The sequence below is a fragment of the Aquirufa lenticrescens genome, assembly GCF_019916085.1.
GTDB classification, from domain to species: Bacteria; Bacteroidota; Bacteroidia; order Cytophagales; family Spirosomataceae; genus Aquirufa; species Aquirufa lenticrescens.
The window spans coordinates 1,402,345-1,426,310 of sequence record NZ_CP049834.1; the positions used below are offsets into that span (position 1 = coordinate 1,402,345).

The 23,966-nt window shown below is 30.3% G+C and carries 25 protein-coding genes; all 25 read left to right on the forward strand.

From position 1 onward, the window contains the following. The first annotated feature begins 2 nt into the window (after positions 1 to 2). The 25 genes from G9X62_RS06355 to G9X62_RS06475 all read left to right on the forward strand — a co-directional run bounded on the left by G9X62_RS06355 (position 3) and on the right by G9X62_RS06475 (position 23,688). On the forward strand, positions 3 to 1,361 hold the full coding sequence (locus tag G9X62_RS06355) for an MFS transporter (protein ID WP_223129904.1): 1,359 nt from the start codon (positions 3 to 5) through the stop codon (positions 1,359 to 1,361). A gap of 219 nt (positions 1,362 to 1,580) precedes the next feature. Further along, positions 1,581 to 2,573 carry an ADP-glyceromanno-heptose 6-epimerase gene (gene rfaD / locus G9X62_RS06360; protein WP_223129905.1) on the forward strand — a complete coding sequence of 331 codons (993 nt, stop codon included), beginning with the start codon at positions 1,581 to 1,583 and terminating at the stop codon, positions 2,571 to 2,573. Beyond that, a complete protein-coding gene (gene rfaE1, locus G9X62_RS06365) occupies positions 2,566 to 3,501 on the forward strand; it encodes a D-glycero-beta-D-manno-heptose-7-phosphate kinase (protein ID WP_223129906.1) in 936 nt (311 codons plus the stop codon). Before rfaD ends, rfaE1 begins: the two co-directional genes overlap by 8 nt. Before the next feature lie 5 nt (positions 3,502 to 3,506). After that, positions 3,507 to 4,070 (forward strand): D-sedoheptulose-7-phosphate isomerase, encoded by a 564-nt coding sequence (locus G9X62_RS06370; protein WP_223129907.1) that lies wholly within the window; start codon positions 3,507 to 3,509, stop codon positions 4,068 to 4,070. An 11-nt stretch (positions 4,071 to 4,081) separates the two neighbouring features. Next, positions 4,082 to 5,383 carry a UDP-glucose dehydrogenase family protein gene (locus tag G9X62_RS06375; protein WP_223129908.1) on the forward strand — a complete coding sequence of 434 codons (1,302 nt, stop codon included), beginning with the start codon at positions 4,082 to 4,084 and terminating at the stop codon, positions 5,381 to 5,383. Positions 5,384 to 5,396: 13 nt separating this feature from the next. Beyond that, on the forward strand, positions 5,397 to 6,482 hold the full coding sequence (gene gmd, locus G9X62_RS06380) for a GDP-mannose 4,6-dehydratase (protein ID WP_223129909.1): 1,086 nt from the start codon (positions 5,397 to 5,399) through the stop codon (positions 6,480 to 6,482). Positions 6,483 to 6,567: 85 nt separating this feature from the next. Then, positions 6,568 to 7,194 (forward strand): PI-PLC domain-containing protein, encoded by a 627-nt coding sequence (locus G9X62_RS06385; protein WP_223129910.1) that lies wholly within the window; start codon positions 6,568 to 6,570, stop codon positions 7,192 to 7,194. Position 7,195: 1 nt separating this feature from the next. After that, entirely contained in the window at positions 7,196 to 7,822 is a 627-nt protein-coding gene (locus tag G9X62_RS06390; RefSeq protein ID WP_223129911.1) for an HAD family hydrolase, read from the forward strand. Positions 7,823 to 7,829: 7 nt separating this feature from the next. After that, positions 7,830 to 8,540: a glycosyltransferase family 2 protein gene (locus G9X62_RS06395; protein ID WP_223129912.1), complete on the forward strand. Its 711-nt coding sequence runs from the start codon at positions 7,830 to 7,832 to the stop codon at positions 8,538 to 8,540. Positions 8,541 to 8,546: 6 nt separating this feature from the next. Then, positions 8,547 to 8,870 (forward strand): cupin domain-containing protein, encoded by a 324-nt coding sequence (locus tag G9X62_RS06400; protein WP_223129913.1) that lies wholly within the window; start codon positions 8,547 to 8,549, stop codon positions 8,868 to 8,870. A gap of 43 nt (positions 8,871 to 8,913) precedes the next feature. Beyond that, positions 8,914 to 9,648: a glycosyltransferase family 2 protein gene (locus G9X62_RS06405; protein ID WP_223129914.1), complete on the forward strand. Its 735-nt coding sequence runs from the start codon at positions 8,914 to 8,916 to the stop codon at positions 9,646 to 9,648. Continuing rightward, positions 9,641 to 11,161, forward strand: coding sequence for an oligosaccharide flippase family protein (locus G9X62_RS06410; protein ID WP_223129915.1), 1,521 nt, complete (start codon positions 9,641 to 9,643; stop codon positions 11,159 to 11,161). The genes G9X62_RS06405 and G9X62_RS06410 overlap by 8 nt, the downstream gene beginning before the upstream one ends. Before the next feature lie 2 nt (positions 11,162 to 11,163). Further along, on the forward strand, positions 11,164 to 11,931 hold the full coding sequence (locus G9X62_RS06415) for a hypothetical protein (protein ID WP_223129916.1): 768 nt from the start codon (positions 11,164 to 11,166) through the stop codon (positions 11,929 to 11,931). After that, positions 11,921 to 12,703: a DUF268 domain-containing protein gene (locus G9X62_RS06420; RefSeq protein ID WP_223129917.1), complete on the forward strand. Its 783-nt coding sequence runs from the start codon at positions 11,921 to 11,923 to the stop codon at positions 12,701 to 12,703. The genes G9X62_RS06415 and G9X62_RS06420 overlap by 11 nt, the downstream gene beginning before the upstream one ends. 4 nt (positions 12,704 to 12,707) lie before the next feature. Beyond that, on the forward strand, positions 12,708 to 13,715 hold the full coding sequence (locus G9X62_RS06425) for a CgeB family protein (protein ID WP_223129918.1): 1,008 nt from the start codon (positions 12,708 to 12,710) through the stop codon (positions 13,713 to 13,715). After that, entirely contained in the window at positions 13,715 to 14,662 is a 948-nt protein-coding gene (locus G9X62_RS06430) for a glycosyltransferase family 2 protein (protein WP_223129919.1), read from the forward strand. Before G9X62_RS06425 ends, G9X62_RS06430 begins: the two co-directional genes overlap by 1 nt. A 157-nt stretch (positions 14,663 to 14,819) precedes the next feature. Further along, entirely contained in the window at positions 14,820 to 15,830 is a 1,011-nt protein-coding gene (locus tag G9X62_RS06435; RefSeq protein ID WP_223129920.1) for a CgeB family protein, read from the forward strand. Beyond that, on the forward strand, positions 15,827 to 16,837 hold the full coding sequence (locus G9X62_RS06440; protein WP_223129921.1) for a glycosyltransferase family 9 protein: 1,011 nt from the start codon (positions 15,827 to 15,829) through the stop codon (positions 16,835 to 16,837). The genes G9X62_RS06435 and G9X62_RS06440 overlap by 4 nt, the downstream gene beginning before the upstream one ends. Then, positions 16,821 to 17,900, forward strand: coding sequence for a glycosyltransferase (locus G9X62_RS06445; protein ID WP_223129922.1), 1,080 nt, complete (start codon positions 16,821 to 16,823; stop codon positions 17,898 to 17,900). The genes G9X62_RS06440 and G9X62_RS06445 overlap by 17 nt, the downstream gene beginning before the upstream one ends. Then, positions 17,897 to 19,312 carry a hypothetical protein gene (locus tag G9X62_RS06450; protein ID WP_223129923.1) on the forward strand — a complete coding sequence of 472 codons (1,416 nt, stop codon included), beginning with the start codon at positions 17,897 to 17,899 and terminating at the stop codon, positions 19,310 to 19,312. Before G9X62_RS06445 ends, G9X62_RS06450 begins: the two co-directional genes overlap by 4 nt. Further along, positions 19,299 to 20,312: a Gfo/Idh/MocA family protein gene (locus tag G9X62_RS06455; RefSeq protein ID WP_223129924.1), complete on the forward strand. Its 1,014-nt coding sequence runs from the start codon at positions 19,299 to 19,301 to the stop codon at positions 20,310 to 20,312. Before G9X62_RS06450 ends, G9X62_RS06455 begins: the two co-directional genes overlap by 14 nt. Next, positions 20,302 to 20,766 (forward strand): acyltransferase, encoded by a 465-nt coding sequence (locus tag G9X62_RS06460; protein WP_223129925.1) that lies wholly within the window; start codon positions 20,302 to 20,304, stop codon positions 20,764 to 20,766. The genes G9X62_RS06455 and G9X62_RS06460 overlap by 11 nt, the downstream gene beginning before the upstream one ends. A gap of 2 nt (positions 20,767 to 20,768) precedes the next feature. After that, the gene (locus G9X62_RS06465) at positions 20,769 to 21,881 is read left to right on the forward strand and encodes a DegT/DnrJ/EryC1/StrS family aminotransferase (RefSeq protein ID WP_223129926.1); all 1,113 of its coding nucleotides are present in this window, start codon (positions 20,769 to 20,771) and stop codon (positions 21,879 to 21,881) included. Continuing rightward, positions 21,881 to 23,158, forward strand: coding sequence for a glycosyltransferase (locus tag G9X62_RS06470; RefSeq protein WP_223129927.1), 1,278 nt, complete (start codon positions 21,881 to 21,883; stop codon positions 23,156 to 23,158). Before G9X62_RS06465 ends, G9X62_RS06470 begins: the two co-directional genes overlap by 1 nt. Further along, complete coding sequence (locus G9X62_RS06475; RefSeq protein ID WP_223129928.1) at positions 23,158 to 23,688, forward strand: class I SAM-dependent methyltransferase; 531 nt, start codon at positions 23,158 to 23,160, stop codon at positions 23,686 to 23,688. The genes G9X62_RS06470 and G9X62_RS06475 overlap by 1 nt, the downstream gene beginning before the upstream one ends. Positions 23,689 to 23,966: the final 278 nt, after the last annotated feature.

Genomic DNA, 23,966 nt, shown 5'->3' on the forward strand with positions numbered 1-23,966 from the left:
CTATGCAAGAGTTCGATAATAATAAAGTACCCATTAAGAAGTTGTGGCAGGTGATTGTGGCGTCGAGTGTGGGGACGGTGATTGAGTGGTATGACTTCTATATTTTTGGGAGTTTGAGTGCGATTATTTCGTTGAGTTTCTTTCCGAAGGAGGATCCGACGGCGGCGTTTATTTCGACGCTTGCGGCTTTTGGGGCGGGGTTTGTGGCGAGGCCTTTTGGTGGGGTGCTTTTTGGGAGGCTGGGGGATATGATAGGGAGGAAGTATACGTTTTTGTTGACGCTGCTTTTGATGGGTGGGTCGACGTTTGCGATTGCGTTTATACCGAGTTATGAGAAGATTGGGTTGGTGGCTCCGGCTGTGCTTTTGGCAATAAGAATCATCCAAGGATTAGCCTTAGGGGGCGAATATGGGGGCGCCGCGACTTACGTCGCGGAATATGCACCAGACGCCGAACGCGGGAAGTACACGTCCTACATCCAAACGACCGCTACGCTCGGTTTCTTTGTTTCTATCCTCGTTATCTTGGCTACGCAGCAGCTTTTAGGCGATGCGGCCTTCAAGGACTGGGGCTGGCGGGTGCCTTTTGCGCTTTCTGGTATTCTAGTGGTCGTGTCCTATTTCATTAGAAGGAATATGGATGAATCTCCTCTCTTCTCTAAACTCAAGGTGGAAGGCAGACTCTCCGAAAATCCTCTAAAGGAAGCTTTCGCCAGTAAGGCGAATCGCCGCTTAATGTTAATTGCGATGTTTGGGGCGATTGTGGGGCAGGGGGTTGTTTGGCATACAGGACAATTTTATGCCCAAATCTTCATCAACAAAATCCTTCAGGTCGATTTCATTACGACGAACCTCATTATCGCTGCTAGTCTGGTAGTGGGCACGCCCCTCTTCGTGTATTTCGGGAGCTTGTCTGACCGGGTGGGTCGCAAGAAAATTATGCTGGGCGGTATGGCCCTCGCTGCGCTCGGGTACTACCCCCTTTTCTCGTGGATGTCCACGATTGTAGCCCAGGAGGGCACGATGGTCAATGGCGCGATCTTCCTGAACTGGACTGGAAAGCTTGAACTAGCTTTCATTTGCAGCTTATTAGTGACTTTCGCGGCGATGGCCTACGGCCCGATCGCCGCATTCCTCGTCGAACTTTTTCCTACCAAAATCCGCTATACCTCCCTCTCCATCCCTTATCACTTTGCTAATGGGGTGTTCGGCGGTTGCGCCCCTTTTGTGGCCACCTGGCTAGGAGCCGTCACTCATTCGAATTTTGCCGGATTGTTCTATCCCATCGCCCTAGCGGCCTTAACGGTCATCGTGGGCGTGATTTATTTACCTGAAACGAAAGGTCGAGCCCTCAGCGACTAAAATAGGACTATTCAAATAATTCGGTGGATATAATTTTAAATATTTCCATTAAATAAATTAGACTTGGCGCTAAACTAAAATGGGGGTATCTTTGTTTCTTAAAATCGTTTTTCTGAGCACCCAAATTGTGTGACTCAGGATGGCGAAGCCGTGGAGAAAAAATCGAAAAATATATAAAATAATTTAATTAGTTATAAGTATAAAGAGGTCAATAATTTAATGAAAACCAAAAAAATATTAATTACAGGAGGTGCTGGTTTTATTGGATCTAATATAGCATTTGAAATTCAAAAACGATTTCCGGAATATAAGATTGTGATATTTGATAAGTTTAATAACAGACAACGGAGAGAAAATGGCAATTTTATGTTTTTTGGAGATTATAAAAACATTTTAGGATTAAAAGCAGAAATAATTTCAGGAGACCTAGCAGTTGAATCGGATTTAAATAGTTTATTAAAGGACAAATTTGAAATTATTTTTCATCAAGGTGCTATAAGTGACACAACTGTTTTGAATCAAGAGGAAGTTTTGAAAACTAATACAATTTCATTCCATTACCTTGTAAATTATTGTTTAGTAACAGGCTGTAAGTTAATTTATGCTTCTTCAGCTGGTACTTACGGGAATACTTCTTCTCCCAATAAAGTAGGGGTAGGTGAAATACCTGAAAACATTTATGGTTATAGTAAACTTCAAATGGATGAAATAGCTAGGTCCTGCATAAACCATAACAGAGATCTACATATCATAGGTCTGAGGTATTTTAATGTATATGGTCCTGGTGAAGTTTATAAAAGAAAGACTAGTTCAATGATTTTGCAATTAGCTAAAAATGTTATTGATAAAAAACCACTCCGCCTTTTTAAATTTGGTGATCAGTGTAGAGATTTTGTTTATATTAAAGACGTTGTTGAAGCAAATATCCAAGCTATAAATGGTCAAAGTGGGATATATAATGTGGGATCTGGTAAAAATAGATCATTTAATGAAGTAGTAAGTATTTTAGGAGCTATTTTAGGACAAAAAATACAAGTAGAATATTTTGATAATCCTTTTTCTTTTTATCAAAATAATACATGTGCTGATTTAAGTGAAACTATAAATGGTATTGGATATAATCCAAAATATACTTTAGAGATGGGAATGAGTGAGTATATTAAAGAAATACAAGAATATTCAGATATTAAATGGAAATCTTTTAATGAATAAAATCAATCCTAAAATTTTAGTTGTTGGCGATATAATATTGGATCATTATTTATCGGGTGATACAAATCGAATTTCGCCAGAAGCGCCAGTGCCTATTGTAGAATTTACTGAAGAAAAATGGGTTTTGGGCGGTGCTGCTAATGTCGCGAACAATCTTAATTCAATTGGAGCAGATGTGACATTATCAGGAATAATTGGAGATGATGAAAATGGGGATATTGTAAGAAAAATATTAATTCACAAAGGAATTAATGAGCAATTTATTAGTTCAAAAAGTAGGAGAACTACGATTAAAACTAGAGTAATCTCAGAGAATCACCAGTTATTGAGAATTGATAAAGAAGATCGGTTTTCAATTAATAAATACGAAGAAATTGAACTTATTGAAAAATTTAGTTTAAATATCAATGAGTTTGATTGTGTTATTATTTCAGACTACAATAAAGGATTATTAACAAATACCTTTATTAAAACAATCATAGACCTTTCACATAAAAGTAAAATTAAAGTTTTTATTGATCCTAAGCAACCTCCATTTGCTAAATATTCCGGCGCATATTTAGTAAAGCCAAATAGAAAAGAGGCAATGCAAGAAACGGGAATATTTATTGACAATGAAAAATCATTCTCAATTGTTGCTAATCAAATCCAGGAATCCACAAATTGCGAAGCGGTTGTTATTACATTATCAGAGGATGGAGTAGGATTATTTGAGAAAGGGAAAACAAAAATATTGCCTACTAAAGCGAAGGAAATTTTTGATGTAACAGGTGCTGGAGACACTTTTATAGCAACACTTGTATACTCAATGGCAAGAGGAAAGTCTTTAGAGGAGTCATGCGAAATTGCAAATTTTGCATCTGGAATAGTTGTGGGTAAACATGGTTGTGTGCCAATAGAATATAAGGAAATTGAAGCTAAATTTTAGATCATATGATAAATCAAATTATAAATATTTTCGAAGAACATATTGAAGTTGCAAAAACTACTAAAGAGCATCTTAATGGAGTTATTTTAGAAGCATGTGAAATAATAAATAGTGCAATAGTAAGAGGTAGTAAAATAATTCTTTGTGGAAATGGAGGCAGTGCTGCTGATGCTCAGCATATTGCGGCTGAATTTACTGGTAGATTCGTAAAAGAAAGAAAAGCTTTAGCTGCCATTTCATTAACTACCGATACGTCTGCTTTAACAGCAATTGGGAATGATTATGGCTTTGACAAAATATTCGAAAGACAAGTTGAAGCAATAGCCTTGCCTGGAGATATTTTAATTGGGATTTCTACTAGTGGGAATAGCCAAAATGTGGTAAATGCTATAAAAAAAGCAAATGATATTGGTTGCATTACTATAGGATTATCAGGTAATGAAGGTGGCGAATTATCACGAATTTGTGTTTCTAATATTGTTATTCCTAGTTCTAAAACTGCTAGAATTCAGGAAATGCATATTTTAGTCGGCCATATTTTTTGTGATTATGTAGACCAAAATTTTTAAAATATTTACCAATGAATATTGTTATTATAGGTACAGGTTATGTAGGATTAGTTACAGGAACATGTTTTGCAGAAACGGGAAATAAAGTTACCTGTGTTGATATAGATCAAGATAAGGTAGATAAATTAAGTTCTGGCGAAATTACAATTTATGAGCCGGGATTAGAGAAAATGTTTTTAAGAAATCTTAGGGAAAGTCGTTTAATGTTTACGACATCCTTAGGAGATGTGGTAGACAATGCGGAGATTATTTTTTTAGCTTTGCCAACCCCACCAGGGTCAGATGGAAGTGCGGATTTAAAATATGTATTAAGTGTTGCAGACGAATTAGGAAAAGTTCTAAATGGATATAAAGTAATTGTAAATAAAAGTACAGTTCCAGTTGGTACAGCAGATAAAGTACGTGCTGCAATAGCGTTAAACTACAAAGGGGAATTTGATGTAGTTAGTAACCCTGAGTTTTTACGAGAAGGCGTAGCAGTAGATGATTTTATGAAGCCCGATAGAGTAGTGGTTGGGACAAGCTCAGAAATAGCAAAGGAATTAATTAATACTCTATACAAACCTTTCGTGCGACAAGGGAATCCTATAATTTTTATGGATGAGCGTAGTTCTGAATTAACAAAATATGCAGCTAATTCATTCTTAGCCACTAAGATCTCGTTCATGAACGAAATCGCCTTATTATGTGAGCGATTGGGTGCCGATGTTGATTACGTTAGAAGAGGCATAGGTTCAGATGACCGTATTGGTAAAAGGTTTTTATTCCCAGGTATAGGTTATGGAGGATCATGTTTCCCTAAAGATGTGCAGGCTTTAATTAAGTCATCAGAAGCGGTAAATTATAAATTTGAGATTTTAAAAGCAGTTGAGGAAGTTAATTCCAATCAGAAACTATACTTAGTTGAGAAAATTAAAATTCATTTCAACAATAACTTAGAAGGAAAACATTTTGCACTATGGGGATTGGCGTTTAAGCCCAATACTGATGATATAAGGGAGGCTCCAGCGTTAAGTATTATAGCTGCCTTGACTAAATTAGGAGCTACTGTAAGAGCATATGATCCCGAAGCTATGCCTAATGCGAAAGCATTGATAGGCGACCAGATACAGTATGCAAATAATCAATACCATGCTTTAGAGAATTCGGATGCATTAATTATAGCGACTGAGTGGAGTGAATTTAGGACCCCAGACTTTGAACGAATGGGAAAACTAATGACAAATGGAAAAAATATTTTTGATGGTCGTAATTTATTTGATGTAAACCAAGTAGAGGAGTACGGCTTTTTGTATAAAAGTATCGGCCGTTAATAAAATTAAATAAATGAAGAAAGCAATTATTACAGGCATAACTGGTCAAGATGGGGCATATCTGGCTGAATTTTTATTAAAAAAAGATTATGAAGTACATGGTATTAAAAGGAGATCATCCTTATTTAATACTCAAAGAATTGACCATCTCTATGAGGATCCTCACACGCCACATAGGCATTTGCATTTACATTATGGCGACCTGACAGATAGTACTAATTTAATACGGATTATTCAAGAAGTTCAACCAGATGAAATTTACAATTTAGCTGCTATGAGCCATGTTCATGTAAGTTTTGAGGAGCCTGAATATACTGCTAATGCTGATGGAATAGGTACTCTAAGGATTTTGGAAGCTGTTCGCTTACTTGGCTTATCTAATAAAACAAAAATATATCAAGCATCTACTTCAGAATTATATGGTTTAGTTCAAGCAGTTCCTCAATCCGAAACCACTCCTTTCTATCCTAGGTCCCCTTATGCTGTAGCGAAATTATATGCCTACTGGATTACAGTAAATTATAGAGAAGCATATAATATGTTTGCGTGTAATGGGATATTATTTAATCATGAATCACCTCAGAGAGGAGAAACATTTGTAACAAGAAAAATTACTAGAGCAACTGCAAAAATTGCTTTAGGTTTAGAGAGTTGTCTGTATTTAGGAAATTTAGATGCTAAAAGAGATTGGGGGCATGCAAAAGATTATATTGAAGGGATGTACTTAATTTTACAACAAGATAAACCAGAAGATTTTGTTTTAGCAACAGGAATTACTACAACTATTCGCGATTTTGTTAAAATGAGTTTTGCTGAATTGGGCATAGAATTAGGATTTAGAGGAAAAGATCAAGCAGAAGAGGGTTTTATAGTTAGCAACTCAGGTAATTATAATTTGGAAGAGGGTAAAGTAGTTGTTAAGGTGGATCCTAAATACTTTAGACCTACCGAGGTGGATTTATTAATTGGAGATCCAACGAAGGCAATGACAAAATTGGGGTGGTTACCAAAGTATAATTTAGATACACTCGTAAAGGAAATGATGGAAAGTGATATTTTATTGTTCAAAAAGGAGTTGCAGATTAAAAGAAACATTTAATTAAAAGGTTAAAAATGTTTTAATTATAGATTTAAATCCAATTAATAAGTTTTTCTATAATTATATTGGATAAAATATAGTATTAATGGAAATTATAAGTCATCGTGGATATTGGAAAAATGTTAGTGAGAAAAATATGCCGATAGCATTTACAAGAAGTTTTGAACTAGGTTTTGGTACAGAAACAGATTTGAGAGATTTTGATGGAGATATTGTAATATCCCATGATATTCCGGATAAAGATTCTATATCATTAAGGACTTTTTTTGAGAGTTATAAACAAACAGACAATTCTACAACTTTAGCATTAAATGTAAAATCAGATGGGTTACAAAAAAAATTAAAATTGTATTTAAACTATTTTGAGATAAAGAATTATTTTGTCTTCGACATGTCAATCCCTGATACTATTGCATATAAAGAGCATGATATAAATTTTTTCAGTAGACAAAGCGAATTTGAATCTTTGCCAGTGTTTTATGAGAATTGTAAGGGAGTTTGGTTGGACGCCTTTGATGGAATTTGGTATGATAAAGAATTGATTTTGGAGCATCTGAAAAACGATAAAAAAGTGGCAATTGTTTCACCGGAATTACACAAAAGAGATATGTATGAATTTTGGGAAATGTTAAGAAATACTCAAATAAATTTATTGAGTGGAGTAATTTTATGTACTGATTTTCCTGAAGAGGCTAAAAATTATTTTAATTAATATGAAGATTAAGGCGATTATTTTTGATATGGATGGTGTTTTGATTGATGCTAAGGATTGGCATTATGAATCTTTGAACAAGGCTTTAGCTATTTTCGGACATGAAATTAGTAGATATGATCACTTGGTAACATTTGACGGGTTACCTACTAAGAAAAAGCTTGAAATGCTAAGTATTGAAGGCGATTTCCCTACTGGCTTGCATTCGTTCGTAAACGAACTTAAGCAACAATACACAATGGATATAGTTTATTCAAAATGTAAACCAGTTTTTCAACATCAATTTGCTTTATCTAAGTTGAAAAATATAGGATACAATTTAGCTGTTTGTTCTAATTCAATACGAAATTCAATAGAAACAATGATGGATAAATCAGGTTTAGCACCTTTTCTTGAATTTATTATATCTAATCAAGATGTAAATCAAGGAAAGCCAGATCCAGAGATGTACAATAAGGCGATAAATAAGTTAGGTTTAGTTCCAGATGAATGTCTTATTGTTGAAGATAATGAAAATGGAGTTAAAGCCGCCTTAGCCTCAGGAGCTCATTTACTAAAAGTTGAAAATCCCGATGATGTAAACTATTTCAACATTATTAATCGAATCAAAGAAATTGAAAATGCTTAAAATTATAATGCCTTTAGCAGGGAAATCTGATCTTTTTGTTAATTCGGGCTACCATTATCCTAAACCATTAATCGAAATTAATGGTAAAACAATGATTGAATGGGTCGTTTCCAATCCCTCAAAAATTGAAAGGTTACATCAATTTATATTCATTGTTAAAGAAGAGGACGTGATAAAGTATCATTTAGATAATACTCTTAGGTTAATTTGTCCCGGCTGTGAAATTATAAAGATAAAAAATCAAACTAAAGGGGGGTTATGTAGTGTTTTAATGGCAATTGACAAAGTAATGCCCGATGATAGCTTGCTCATTTTAAATAGTGATCAGATTGTAGATATTGATTTTAACGAAGTCGACCAATTCTGGCTTAAAGAAAAAGTCGATGCCGGATTAGTTACTTTTAATTCAGTGCATCCTAGATGGTCTTATGCTAGAATTGAAGAGGGTCTTGTGGTTCAAACTGCTGAAAAAAATCCAATTAGCAACCAATCTATAGCTGGATATTATTACTTTCAAAACTCAGAGTTGTTTTTTAAGGCAGCTTTTCAAACAATTAAAAATGATGTACAACTTGAAGGGATGTACTATATATCCCCAGTTATTAATCAATATGTCTTAAATAATCTAAAAGTAAAATCTTTTAAGATTGACAATAAAAAATTCAATTCATTCTACTCTCCACAGATGATGGCAGAATATGAGCGAAATATTAGATAATTTAAGATGTTAGAAAAATTCGAACTTAAAGATATGATTAAAGGGTGGTTCATAGGAGACTTTGATCCAACTTTGTATAAAACCAATGATGTAGAGGTCGCAATAAAGCATTATAAAGCAGGAGATTTTGAAGAAAGGCATTATCACAAAATAGCAACTGAATTCACAATTGTTTTAAATGGCCAAATTGAAATGGATGGCAATAAGTATAATAATAATGATATTGTAAAAATAGTCCCAGGAGTTTCAACTGATTTTAAAGCTATAACTGATGTTACAACTGTAGTAATTAAAATACCTGGTGCTTTGAATGATAAATATTTTATTTGATTTTAAAGAGTTAAAAATTTGAATTTTTTAAATAAAAAAAGTTATGATTAACATTGTTATTCCTATGGCTGGGGAAGGTATAAGATTTGTAAATGCCGGATATAAAAAGCCTAAACCGTTTATTGATGTAGCTGGTAAAGCAATGATTGAAAGGGTAATAGAAAATTTACAATGTTTGGATGCCCGCTTCATTTTAATTGGAAGGAAAGAACACCTAAAAAGAGAGTATGAGTTTGTTAATTATTTAAAAAAGAGATTTGATGCAATTTTTTTGGAAATTGATAATAAAACTGAGGGTACGGCATGCACAGTATTATATGCAAGAAAGTATATAAATAATAATGAACCTTTACTAATCGCAAATTCTGATCAAATTGTTGATATTAAAATACAGAGTTTTATTGATGATTTTAAGTTGAGAGAACTTGATGGATCAATACTCACATTTTCTGACCTTGAACAAAATCCCAAATGGTCTTTTGCCAAAATTGATAATAAGGGATTAGTAATTGAAGTTCAAGAAAAAAAAGTAATTTCTGAGTTTGCTACAGTTGGAATATATTTGTTTAAAAGTGGGAAAGACTTTGTTAATTATTCGCTAGATATGATAGTTAGGAATATAAGGGTAAATAATGAGTTTTATACTTGTCCAGTCTATAATCATGCTATTGAAGATTTTAAAAAAATAGGAATATATAATATTCTGCAATCAGAAATGAATGGAATTGGAACTCCTGAAGATCTAAATCTATATTTGAAGAAATTAAATAATGTCTAGGAAAAGAAAAGCTTTATTTGGCTTTTCAGCTGACTTAGCTGGTCAGGCAATGAGTACAATACTTTCGTTATTTGCTGTGCCGATTATTATTTCTAGTATTCCAAAATTAGAATATGGTTTTTGGTTGACTATTGGATCTATAATGTCTTGGATTGCGATTTCTGATTTAGGTATTGGCATGGCATTAAGCAGAAATTTAATTTCAATTATTCATAATGAAAATGATAATTATAAATTCAAAAAAGTAGATAAGTTCGTAAGCACATCTTTAATTATATTTTTGTTGTGTGGAAGTTTATTTTTTTTAGTCGCTTTTTTGGTTTTTCCGTATACAATTATTTGGTTTAAAGTGCCTAACACGGGGTATTATAATTATAAAATAACTTATTTTATTTGCACTTTGGCTGGATCAATATCTTTGCCCCTTTCTATTTATTCTGGTATTCTTGAGGCAGTACAAAGATTGGCTTTGAACAGAAACATAAATACGATTTCAAATATTATCAATTTATTATTAGGGATGATATTAATTTATTATTTTAATAGTGCTGTTTTTTTATCATTAGCGTTATTGATTTCAGTAACTTTTAAGTCATTCGTATCATACATATATTCCAAGAAGTACTTGGATTATAAATTTTCAATGTCATTTTTTTCAATAAGTTATGCAAAATCTTTATTGAGTTTCGGAGGCTATTTTCAAATCGGCAAAATTGCAAATACTGTTGCAACCAATACAGATTCAGTATTTATTTCAAAATATTTATCGGCTGATAACCTACCGGCATATAATTTTAGTTCAAAGCTTTATCAAATTTTCGGAATAGTTTTATCGAGTAAAATTCCTCAAGCATTGTTTTCTGGATTATCCGAGGTTGTTGAATCAAGTGCTTCAGATAAAATTTATAGTGTTTTTAAAGTAATATTTAAATTACTCTTAAGAATTGCATTATTCAGTGCTGCATTTACTTATTTCTTTAATATTGTTTTTATTAAATTGTGGGTGGGAGATATTTATTATGCAGGGGAGATGGTTAATTATGTTTTGGTATATTTAATTTTATATGAAACATTAGTTAGAGGGACATCTGCTATAATTTATGCTTTTGGGGAGCTTAGAAATTGGGCGTTTGTATCATTTTTTGAAGCGATTTTGAATGTGGTATTAAGTTTATTCTTAATTCAAAAATATGACATTTTTGGTCTATTATTAGCTACAGCTATTAGTAGAACATTGACCTCAGGCCTATATTTATTATACTTTCTTATAGAAAAAAACATTTTAGATTTTACTTATTTAATAACTTCGCTAACTATTGTTTTAAAAAGTGTTCCTACAATTATCTTTATGTTTCTATGTAGTATTTTTGTAGATATAAATAATTGGTTTGATTTATTTATTTTCAGCTTTTGTTTTTGTCTAGTAAATCTTATTTCATTTGATTTATTAACGTTAGTTAAATACAGAAATGAAAATTTTAACATAATTTTTAGTAAAATTTTAGGCACCTAACTATGTTAATAATTGATATTAAAAATAAGCTTTACAATATATTTTATATTTTGAAAGCTATTAAATATTATATTAAACGTAATTTTTTATTTTGTAATAAAAGTTTAATAATACAAAGAGGTGCATGCTTGACAAATGACTCATTAAAAATTTCATATCCAAATGCGAATGTTTTGAATTTTCAGAAATCAAGAGTCGACCTTCTGAATGCACAGTATGAATATAAATGTAATCCTAATCTTTTTGATGTAAGTTTAGTCAGCCCTTCATTGTATAATTTGTATATTGATCAATTCTCTGGATTTTGGGCTAAACTTCATAATAAAGAAGTACTGATTATTGATTCATACTCTGAATTAACGGACCAACTCTTTATTAATTTGAAAGATAACAGGATTAGGTTTTGTGCAAATTTTTCAGATGTTAAGTCTGATTTTTCTGATTATTATTTTTGTAATGGGCTTTTAGATAATGCCGAAATATATTTAAATTATGATCTTTTTTTCAGTAGGATTAGAGAAGTTAATCCGGGTTTGAAAATTATATATGTTTTCTTTCCTATGGGTTATGAGAAAAGAGTTAAATATATAAATCAAAATTTTTTCATTGAGGATGCTATAAATAAGCTTGTTAGTAAGTATCATTTAACTATTATAAAAGTGCCAGATGAATTGTTAGAAGTCGAAAGAGAAGATGATTTTCCATATCATTATAATGAATCTGTTTATAAGTACATCGCAAATAAATTAAATTACACATATGATCTTTAGAAGAATTTATCATTTTTTTAATTTTTTTGGAATCAATCTAAAAAAATTTATATTTACACTTATTAGATTACCTCGCTATTTATTTACTTATTTTCAATTTGTCAATTCAAAGAAAAATAGTGAATTTAAAATATCAAAATTGTTTCCGTGTATAGATGACGTTTTTGAAAAAAGTGGAATAGCAAGAGGTCATTACTTTTATCAGGATTTATTTGTTGCTAAGATGATTCATCATAATGCTCCAATAATCCACTTTGATATTGGATCTAGAATTGATGGTTTTGTAGCTCATGTTGCCAGTTTCCGTAAAATTAATATTTTTGATATTCGATCATTAGATAATTTTGACGTGAATGTTACATTTCATCAATTAGATTTAATGAGTGAAATTCCTTCTGAATATTTTGAAATTACTGATTCTATTTCATGTTTGCATACTTTGGAGCATTTTGGATTAGGTAGATATGGAGATAAAATTGATGCATTTGGTTATCTAAAAGGATTTAAGAATATAACCTCTTTGATTAAGCAAAATGGGTTATTTTATTTCTCTGTCCCGATTGGCCCTCAAAGAATTGAATTCAATGCACATAGGGTTTTCTCTTTAAATTATTTGTTAGCAATGTTTAAAAATGACTTTGATGTTATAAATTTTTCGTTTGTTGATGATATTGGGGATTTTTATGAAAATGTTATTTTATCTGAGGAAAGAATAGAGAATAATTGTGATTGCATTTATGGTTGTGGGATTTTTATATTAAAGAAAAGGTAAACTAGTGGAATTTAATCTTTTATATATTGGGCCTTTAAATAAAAATGGTACATGCTATCAGAGGAGTATTGCATTTGAAAAAATTTTTTCTAACGTAGAAAAAATAGATACATATCTTTACAAGAGTTCCTTTTTTTATTATTTCAATGTTTTATTAAACAAATTTAATGTTTGGTTAGACTTTGTTGGGGTAAATAATTCTATACTAAGTGTTAATAAAAAATATGACCTTATTTGGATTGATAAGGGATTGATAATTAAGGATAGTTCTTTAAAATATTTGAAGGAAAGGTTTGCTTCTAAATTAATTCATTACTCTCCTGACGATATGTTAAATCCTGGGAATCAATCTTTTTACTATTTGGAGGCTTTATCTACTTATGACGTTCATATTACTACTAAATCATATAATGTAGACGAGTTGAAGAACTTGGGGGCTAAAAAAGTCATTTTTATAAATAACTCTTTTGATGATTTATATCATGTAAGAGTGCCTAATATTTGTCAAAAATTTGATATTGGGTTTATTGGGTCATTTGAAAAAGAGCGTGCTGCAATTTTGCTCAACCTTGCCAAGAAAGGATTTTCGATGGTTATTAGAGGTAATTGGCCTATCAGGTGGGTTAAGATTTTAAAAGATTATAATGTTGATATATTATCTAATGAATTGTATTTTCCAGACTATAGTTTGTTTATTGCCAGTTGTAAGATTAATCTTTGCTTTTTGAGAAAAGCGAATAGGGATTTACAAACAACAAGATCTATTGAAATACCAGCTATGGGGGGGTTTATGTTAGCCGAGGATACCTCAGAACATAGAAGTCTTTTTGTTAGTGATGACCAAGCTGTCTTTTTTTCTAATGAAGAGGAACTCGAAGAAAAAATTAGCTTCTATTTGCGTAATGATGATTTAAGAAAAACAATTGCGGAGAATGGATATATGAGAACAATTGACTCGGGGTATTCTAATTATAGGTCCTTTTCTATTCTATTTGATAAAATTTTAAAGTAATGTCTGAAGTTAAGTTTTCTATTATTATACCTACTTATAATATGTCTAGATTTTTAGTCGAGGCTATTGAAAGTTGCAATAATCAAACGTACAAAAATTTTGAAATTATTGTTTTAGATAATAATTCAAGTGATAATACTGAATTAATTATTGCTCCATATATATCAAATAGATTAACTTATCATAAAAATAGTACTAATATAGGGGCGATTAACAACTTTAATCTTGGGCTTGAAAAATGTACCGGTGATTATATTAAGTTTTTAGAGGCAGATGATTTCCTTGCTGAAAATTGTTTAGAAGTATTAGCAGATAAATTAAAAGAGTATAATTACCCTGAATTAATTTCATCAGGTCGTTATTATATCAATGAAAACTCAATTGTTTTTTCAAATTATTCAGCTAATAATGAAGTATATTTTTCTGAAAATTACTCAGGTTATCGTAGTTTAATATTTGGAAATGAATTTGGAACACCTTCTGATATAGCTATTAAAGCTTCAATAGTTGACAATAATTTTAAATTTGATTCGCTCTATATTGATTATTTAAATGATTGGGATTTGTGGATTAGGGTGGCTAAAAGTTTTAACAGTTTAATTTTAAAGGATAAATTATGCTATGTAAGACGTCATGAAGGCCAAATGGGAAATACAGGGATACAATCAAATAAAGATGTTCGAGTTAACTATTTAATGATTAATAAATTATATGATAAATGGTCGCTTTTATTTTTTTTAATTTCTGCAAAAAATATTCTATATTTTTTTTATAGGTCTTTGAATATAGCCTTTAAAAATAATGGTTCTTTGGTGAATTTTCGAAATTTTATTGCTATCACATTTAATTATTTTGGTGCATTAAATTTGGGTATTATTTTTATATTTTCACCCTTATTATTTATTTCTTATTTTCTAATTGAACTTAAACTTAAGTACATTGATTAAACGTTTTGCTCATAAATATAGGATAATAAGCATTTACTATTATTTTCTTAAATGTTGGTATTCTCTTCAAATACTTATTAAAGAATTTGTATTCAATAAACTTATATATTCTCCAATCTATAATGTTGATAACAATAATTTAGCGGCACTAAAATTATTGAAAAATAGTTTAAATAATAGGGGAATAGCTTGGCCTCTTAAGAGTGATTTGAATCCACATATTGTATATGCCTCCATACCATCTGTTTGGGAGTTAGAAAATATTCCAGAATCGCTTAATAAAATCACATCAAACGTCTCATATTATTATACTAAAGATTTTGACATTGATTTTTCTTCTTCTAGATCAAAGGCTATAAAATTAAATGATAGTCTATTTTATGACTGGGTTGTAAAGCAAAACAATATTTGTAAAATAGATGTAATTATTACTTATTTTTCTGGGGGGGAAATTAGTTCTTCAACGATTACAAAAATTAGTAATCTTGGAATTCCAATTATAACGTTTCATTTAGATGATAGGTTACATTTCTTCGGGAGATTAGTAGGATTTAAATTTTCAGGTCCTTTTAGTGTTTGTCGAAGCTATGATTTAAACTTATCAAGTTGTATTTATTCCTTAAATCAGTATAAGTTTTTTAATTCAAATGTTTATTATTGGCCTGAAGGAGCTAATACAGATTTTTTTAAACCTAACTTCGGTTCGATAAAAAAATATGACGTTGTTTTTGTAGGTAGTAAATATGGGGCAAGAAAGCAGTTAGTTGAATTTTTATTAAAGAAAGGCATTAATGTTACCTGTTTTGGGCGTGGTTGGGATAATGGTAGTATAAGTTCGTCTGACTATATTGAAATAGTTAATCAATCCAAAATAGTTTTAGGTCTTGGTTATATTTCATTTACAAAGTATCAAACTTTAAAAGGTAGAGATTTTGAAATACCATCATGTGGCGCTCTATATTTAACAACACATAATGAGGAGTTGAGTATGCTTTTTGAAATTGATAAGGATATTGTGACATATAATAATTTTAATGATTGTTGTGATAAGATTTTATATTATTTGAGAAACGAAAGTGCTGCTGTTGAAATTCAAATTAACGCCAGAAATAAGGTTTTAACATCTCATTCTTGGGAAAAGCGTTTTAGAGAAATTTTGTTTGAATGAAATTTTTTAGAAGTAATTTAGAAATTGTTTTTAGATCTGGTTTAATTGGAGATACACTTGTTTGTTTACCTGCATTGTCTTTATTGAAGTCAAAAAGCGGATCAAAAATATTATATATTTCTTTGAAAGAAAGTAAATATCATATTGTTCCACAAGATATAATAGGAGGTTTTGATTTAATTGATTATTATCTGCCTTTGAGATACTATAATAAGGGTCTTTTTTTAATTGATATTTTCAAGGTTGTTAAGTTTGTTTTTTGTTTTAATTGTAAAAATGTTTTTCATTTAGAAACGTTCGAATTTAATTATAAGCTAAAGAAGTTTTTTTTCTATTCATTAGGTATTAAAAATTTTTATTTTGAAAAATCCTATTGTAACAACAAAATTAGTATCCGATTGGTTGACATCATAAGACAAAAATATGTATCTGATTTTAATTCTAATTTTAAATTATCCCCAAGATTAAGTTCTAGTGATAGATTCGAAAGTTATTCAAATTCAATAAAGGGTGTTAATTATTATGTTGTAGGGGCTTGTACAAATTTCAAATCCAAATTATGGGATAAAGACAATTTTATTTATATATGTCTAAATTTATACAAGAGGTTTCAATTAGTGCCCGTATTTTATGGGTCAAAGGCTGATTATGATTATTGTAATTTAATTTTAAATGAAGTAGGAGTAGGGTTAAATCTTGCTGGTTCATTTGATATTACTGAAAGTTTGATGTTTTTTAAAAAATCTAAATTTTATTTAGGTAACGATACAGGGGTAATGCATATGGGTTCTATGATGGGCGTAACCTGCTTCACAATTTTTTCTTCAATTGAAAAAGATAATAAATGGTTACCTTATGGTAATAATCATTTTAATTTTAAATCTAAAGTTATCTGTGAAGGATGCAAGCTTAAGGAGTGTATTGAGTTTAATAATTTATGCACTAAGTTGATACTTAAAGAAGATGTTTTAAACGAAATATCTAACTACATTGAAAGAACGGCATAAAATCTTTTTTCTAGCATCTGCTGCATCTATTCATACATTTAAATGGTTAGAAATCGTTTCGTTGAATAGTAGTTATTCTGTTTATTTGATTACGATTCATGACATCAAATTTAACTTTAATAAAAATATTAGAGTTATAAAGTTACCTATTAGCGGCCCATTTGGCTATATATTTAATTACTTTCACTTAAAGAAAATTCTAAAATTAGAATCCCCCTACCTAATCCATAGTTTTTACGCAAGTGGATATGGCTTTATGGGGTTGATTTGTAATTACAAAAGATTTTTAGTATCAGTCTGGGGATCAGATATTTTATTGTTCCCCCAAAAAAGCTTTATACATAAGCAGTTAATAAATTTTGTTTTTAAATTTTCTCATGCAATTTGTTCTACTTCTATTTGTATGATAAATGAAATTAAGTTATTGGGAGATTATAGTTCAAAAATTTATCATATTCCATTTGGTGTAAATACTGAAAATTTTGTAAAAAAGAGGGTTGATAATAATTCAAATTTTATTGTTATAGGCACAGTGAAGTCATTAGAATATGTTTATGGCATTGACATAATGATAATTACCTTTGCTCAATTAATTCGTTTGACAAATATCCCTTTAAAGTTATTTATTTATGGATCAGGTTCTCAGGAAGTTGAATTAAAATTATTAATAAAGAATTTATGTTTAGAAGAGTTCATTTATTTAAAGGGAGTTATTATTAATGATGATGTTCCTAAAGTTCTAAATTCATTTGATATTTTTTTTGCATTAAGTAGGAGTGAAAGTTTTGGCGTATCAGTTCTAGAAGCTTTAAGTTGTGGATTACCTGTTGTTTGTTCAAAAGCTGCTGGATTTGTAGAATTGATTACTAATCGTGAAAATGGGATTCTTGTCGATATTGATAACATTTCTGATATTGTGGAAAAAATATTAGAATTGATTTCTTCTAGGGGACTTAGGGAGGAACTTGGGAGGAACGGTATAAATTTTGTGCAAAATAATTATTCTCATCTTTTGTTCAGGGATAATATTTTAAATTTTTATAACAAACAAATAAGTAATTGAAGCAAAAGTTGTACATTTTATCATTCCTGATACTTATAATATTGCTTTTTAGAGGTGATCAGTTTTTTGTTGTCAATTTCTTAGCGTTAGTAATATGTTTGCTTATTCTTACAATTAATAGTTTTAACCTAACAAAATTTACTTCGATTGTTGTAATTGGGCATATTGTGCAATTTCCAATTGCTTCTTTTTTAGCCAATAGTCAAGAAGTATATTCAGAATCTATAATGAGTAAAGAAGAATTTGGGCAAACTTCCAGTTCAATAGGATCAATGGCATTAGCTATGGTTGCTTTTTTATTAGGAATACTTGCTTTTCGAGTTGTTAATAAAAAGCCAATTGTAGATACTCCGATTTTATTATTAGGAGGTAAATATAATTTCAACTTGATAGGCCTATCATTCATTTTTTATATTGTTTATATATTTTTTTCTATTGCTACAAATACATATTTCCATTCTTCAGCTGGGGAGTTTGATGTAAATAATTCTACTAATTTTGGATTTATTGGCTATTTATATTATTTTGGTTTGGTTTCAATAATTGCTTCTTTTTATAATTATTTACTTACCGAGACAAACAAGAATTTATTTATATTTATCTTCTTTACTGTTTTATTTGAAATTTTATTAGTTCCTAGTGGACAAAGACGATTTATTATACTTCCCATATTTATAATTGGGATACTTTTTTTTACACACAAGAAGGTATCAATGTTTAAAGTAATAATTACGGCTTTTATTTTACCTGTATTGATTTTATTATTACCCATTTTAGAATATATAAGGACTGATTTTAATGGATTAAGTTTTTCAGATTTAATTTCAAATATTCAATTTTTTTCTGATAAAATAGTTGATCCGATTTCTGGAGCTTCCCCTGCTATAGCTTTATTTATCAGGAGAATCTCTGATTATCCGTCGGTTGGTTATATTTACGACTATGTGAGTTCAGGGAGAATTAAATATTATGGTTTTTCAGATTTGGTTCAAGCCCCATTGTATATACTTCCCACTTTTTTAAGGCCTGAGATTGATTTGAGTTTTGCTTATGATGCTCAAATTATGCAAAAAATAGCATTTAGAGGAGAGATTAATGGGAGTTCTCCAATGATGCTTATTGGTGACTTTCTAATACGTGGTGGTTTGATTTCAGTTTTTTTGGGTTTTTTTATTTTAGGTATTATACTAGACTATTTATCTTATTTAATTAATCCGACAAGGGGGCAAATAAGTTTTCTAATTTGGATTTTTTTATTAGATTATTTTTCAATGTTGCATACAATGACAATTTTAAAAGTGTTCACCCTTCTTACTAGACACTTATTATTCTTTTATATTTTTTCTAAATTTCTTGTTATAATTTCTAAAATTAATTTTAAAATAAAGATAATTAAAAATGAATCAAATTAGTTTTGCCATAATAGGTTGTGGAAGAATTGCTCAAAGGCATGCCGAGCACATTTCAAAAAGGGGCATTTTGAAAGCAGTATGTGATATTAATGTTGAAAAAGCTGAAAAACTTGCATCACAATATGGTTGTGATTTTTATTCAGATATAGCCGATTTGGTTTTGAATGAGAAAAGTATTGATGTAATAGCTATCTGTAGTCCAAATGGATTACATTCTCAGCATGCAATTACTTGCCTCAATGCTGGATATAATGTTATTTGTGAAAAGCCAATGGCTTTAAGTGCTTTTGATTGTGGCGAAATGATTAAAGCAGCAGAAAAGTCAAATAAAAGATTATTTGCAATAAAGCAAAATAGATTTAATCCTCCAGTTTTAGCAATCAAAGAGGTTATTGAAAAGGGTATTTTAGGTGAAATTTACAGTGTTCAATTATCGTGTTTTTGGAATCGAAATGAAGATTACTATAAAGACTCATGGAAAGGATCTAAAGATTTAGACGGAGGAACTCTCTATACACAATTTAGTCATTTTATTGATCTTTTATATTGGATGATTGGTGATATAGACTCTGTCCAAGCATTTACTGGAAATTTCGCTCACAAAGGAATAATTGAATTCGAAGATACTGGTGTCGTTATTGCTAAATTCAAATCTGGCGCATTAGGAACAATTAATTATACCGTTAATAGTTATGATAAAAATATGGAAGGCTCTTTGACAATATTTGCGGAAAACGGGACTGTTAAAATTGGGGGGCAATATTTAAATGAATTAGAATATCAAAGTATAAAAAATTATAATATTGAGAAATTACCTCAAGGGAATAAACCTAATAATTATGGTAATTATGTTGGATCAATGAGTAATCATGATAAAGTATATGACAATTTATTAGATGTATTAAATAATAGTGGAAGTATTAATGCTAGCTTGTTCGATGGCTTGAAAACAGTTGAGATTATAGAAAAAATTTATAATTCTGTTAAAAATGATAGATAATTCAAACGTTATAGATAGTGGGATAACAAATGTCAAGTTTGGTCAAAATGTTAAAGTGATCAAGCCTGTTAATTTGTATGGGTGTGAAATTAATGAAGGAGTATTCATTGGACCTTTTGTAGAAATTCAAAAAGATGTTATTATTGGAAGTTTCACTAAGATTCAATCTCATTCATTTATTTGTGAGTTGGTAACGATTGGGGAAAGATGTTTTATTGGCCATGGAGTTATGTTTATCAATGATTTGTTTGAAGGAGGTGGCCCAGCTAAAGGAGATAAGTCAAAATGGAAAAAAACAAATATTGGCAATTATGTCTCGATTGGAAGTAATGCAACAATATTGCCGGTATCAATTTGTGATAATGTAGTGATTGGAGCGGGAGCTGTAGTTACAAAAAATATTGATACTCCAGGTACTTATATAGGAAATCCCGCAAGAAAATTAATTAAATAGACATGAAAGTAAAATTTGCAGACTTAAAGACACAGTACCTTTCATTAAAAAGTGAAATTGACAGTGCAGTGTTAGGCGTTATTGATGAATTGGCATTTGTCGGAGGCAAATACCCTAAAAAATTTGAAGAAGAATTTAAAGCCTTGTATAAGGTTACAGAGTGTGTTTCAGTTGCCAACGGAACGGATGCAATTTATATAGCTCTTAAAATGTTGGGTATTGGTATTGGTGATGAAGTAATTACTACTGCATCAAGTTGGATTTCTACTTCTGAAACTATTTCTCAAACAGGGGCCACTCCTGTATTCGTAGATATAGATGATTATTATACTATTGATTCTAATAAAATTGAAGCGGCGATTACCAAAAAGACAAAAGCGATTATACCAGTTCATTTGTATGGCCAAGCGGCAGATATGGACAAAATTATGAAAATTGCGTCTACTTATAATCTATTTGTAGTTGAGGATTGTGCACAATCGCATTTTTCGATGTTGAATGGTAAATATGTGGGTTCTTTTGGTAACGCTTCCACATTTAGTTTTTATCCTGGGAAAAATTTGGGGGCCTATGGTGATGCCGGCTGTATTTTAACTAATGATAATGACCTAAGTAATAAATGTAGGATGTTTGCGAATCATGGTGCATTAAAGAAACACGAGCATAAAATAGAAGGGATAAATAGTAGGTTGGATGGTATACAAGCCGCTATTTTAAGTGTTAAGTTACCTCATTTAAATTCGTGGAATCAAAAGCGAAATAATAATGCTATGATTTATAATTCCTTACTTAAGGATATAGATTCAGTTCAAATCCCTAAAATTAGAGAAAACTCTTTTCATACATTTCATTTGTATGTAATTAGAGTGAAAGAAAGAAATGAACTTGTTTCATATTTGAATTCAAAAGGTGTTGAAACAGCAATTCACTACCCTAATCCACTTCCATTATTACCTGCCTATGCATATTTGAATACAGATCCTGGATTAATACCGAATTCAATTAAACACCATGAAGAAATTATATCTTTACCCATGTACCCTGAATTAGATTCTGAATCTATTTCATATGTTGTAAACTGCATTAAAGAATTTTACAAATCTAAATTAAAGTAATGAAAATTTGGTTAGTTACAATCGGGGAGCCAATATTCCATCCAAACAATAAATTGAGATTACACAGAACAGGGATACTCTCTAAATTTATTTTAGAAAATAGAAAGGATATAGATGTAATTTGGTGGACTTCAACTTTTAATCATTTTACTAAAGAGCAAATGTTTGAAAAAACAACTGATTACAGAGTTGGGGCCAACTTAAAAATGATAGCAATTAATGGAGGAGGGTATAAAAAAAATGTTTCAATAGATAGAGTAAATGATCATGCCAAAATTAATGAGATCTTCAAAAAATATATTCTAATCGAAGATAAGCCAGATATTATAGTTGCGTCGTTTCCAACAATTGGGTTATGCGAATCTGCATTAATTTTTGCCAAAAAAAATAATATTCCAATTTTGATTGACTATCGGGATTTATGGCCTGAAGTCTATATAGATTTAATCCCAAAGCAGTTAAAATTTATTGGAAAATTTTTATTTTATCCTCTAATTAGAAAAGTAGATAATATATTTAAGAATGCAACAGGCATAATAGGTGTGACAGATAGTTTTTTGACAATAGGTTTAAATAAGGCAAAAAGGAAAAAAAATCAATTTGATTCTGTTTTTCCATTAGGGTATTTAAAAAATCAGTTCGATGAAAAGGAATTAGGAAATGCAAATGTATATTGGGATAAAATACTTTCTAAACACCCTAAATTAAGGGTTTGTTTTTTCGGTGCTATTGGATATCAAAGTGATTGGGATACAATTTTATCTTGTATAGCAATGGCGCACAATCTTACCCTACCAGTTGAATTTGTGATTTGTGGTTCTGGAGATAAGCTAAATGATTTAATTAATAGAACCCAAGAATTTCATAATGTTATTTTCCCAGGATTTGTATCAGCATCACAAATTGGCTCGCTAATGCAAAAATCTGATTTTGGGTTGTGTGCATTTTTGGCTAAAGAAAATTACTTAAATGCAATTCCAGGAAAATCTATTGAATATATGTCTGGGGGGCTACCTATATTAAATTCCTTAAAAGACAGCGAATTAGGTTGTTTAATTTCTAAGCACAAAATTGGATTTAATTACGATAACGCGGAGTCCCTTTTGTCTATATTAAGATCAGCAATTGAGAATAAATTTGATGTATTAAAACTCAAAGAAAATAGTAGTAACATATATAAAAATTACTTTGACTCTAACGCTGTATATAAAAGCTATTTGGGTCATATTGAAAATTGCATTTCTTTTTATAGTCAGGAAAAACTAAAAGATAATTAATGGAATTAGAAGATAAGTTGATTGAACAGAATAGGTATAATTCTTCTTCAAAAGAAAAGCTTAATTCATCTTTTGGGACTACTTCAAATTTGGGCAGTCTAGCTTATCCTGCCTATTTACAAGCTCCATATGTTCATTACGAAAGTTTGATTGCAGAGTTTGTAGGTCAGAAAAAAAAGATTAAACAACTTGATTTGTGTTGTGGGGATGGAGTGCACTCTTTTACTGCAGCTTTTTACGGTGCAAATGTGATTGCATTAGATTATGCTGAAAATAGTATACTAATTGCGGAAAAACGTGCTAATGAATTAAGTCTTGATGTTGAATTTAGAACATGTGATGTTGAAGATTTACCATTTGAAGATAATTCTTTTGATCTTGTAACTTGCATTGGGAGTCTTTCCTATTTGAATCATGAGGTATTTTTATCCAAAGTTAAAAGAGTTTTAATACCTGGTGGTGTTTTCATTTGTGTAGATTCATTTAATCATAATATTTTTACAGGCTTAATAGATTTTATCATTATTTAAAAAAGAGGAGATCATTGAGTACTTTGAAAAGAATGCCCAATATTAAATTATTAAAAAGAGTAGACGAATTATTCAAAGACATTAAAGTGAGCTATTTCAGGACATTTGTTTTTATTTGTCCAGTTTTGAAAATATTTTTTGATGATAATAAAGTTGAAAGGATAGTGTCTAAAATGGATTATTTGTTTCCAAAGCTCAAAAAATTCGCGTTTAAAGTTGTTATAAGGGTTGAAAAATAATTAATAAAAAGATATAATAAATTTAATAAAATTAAGATT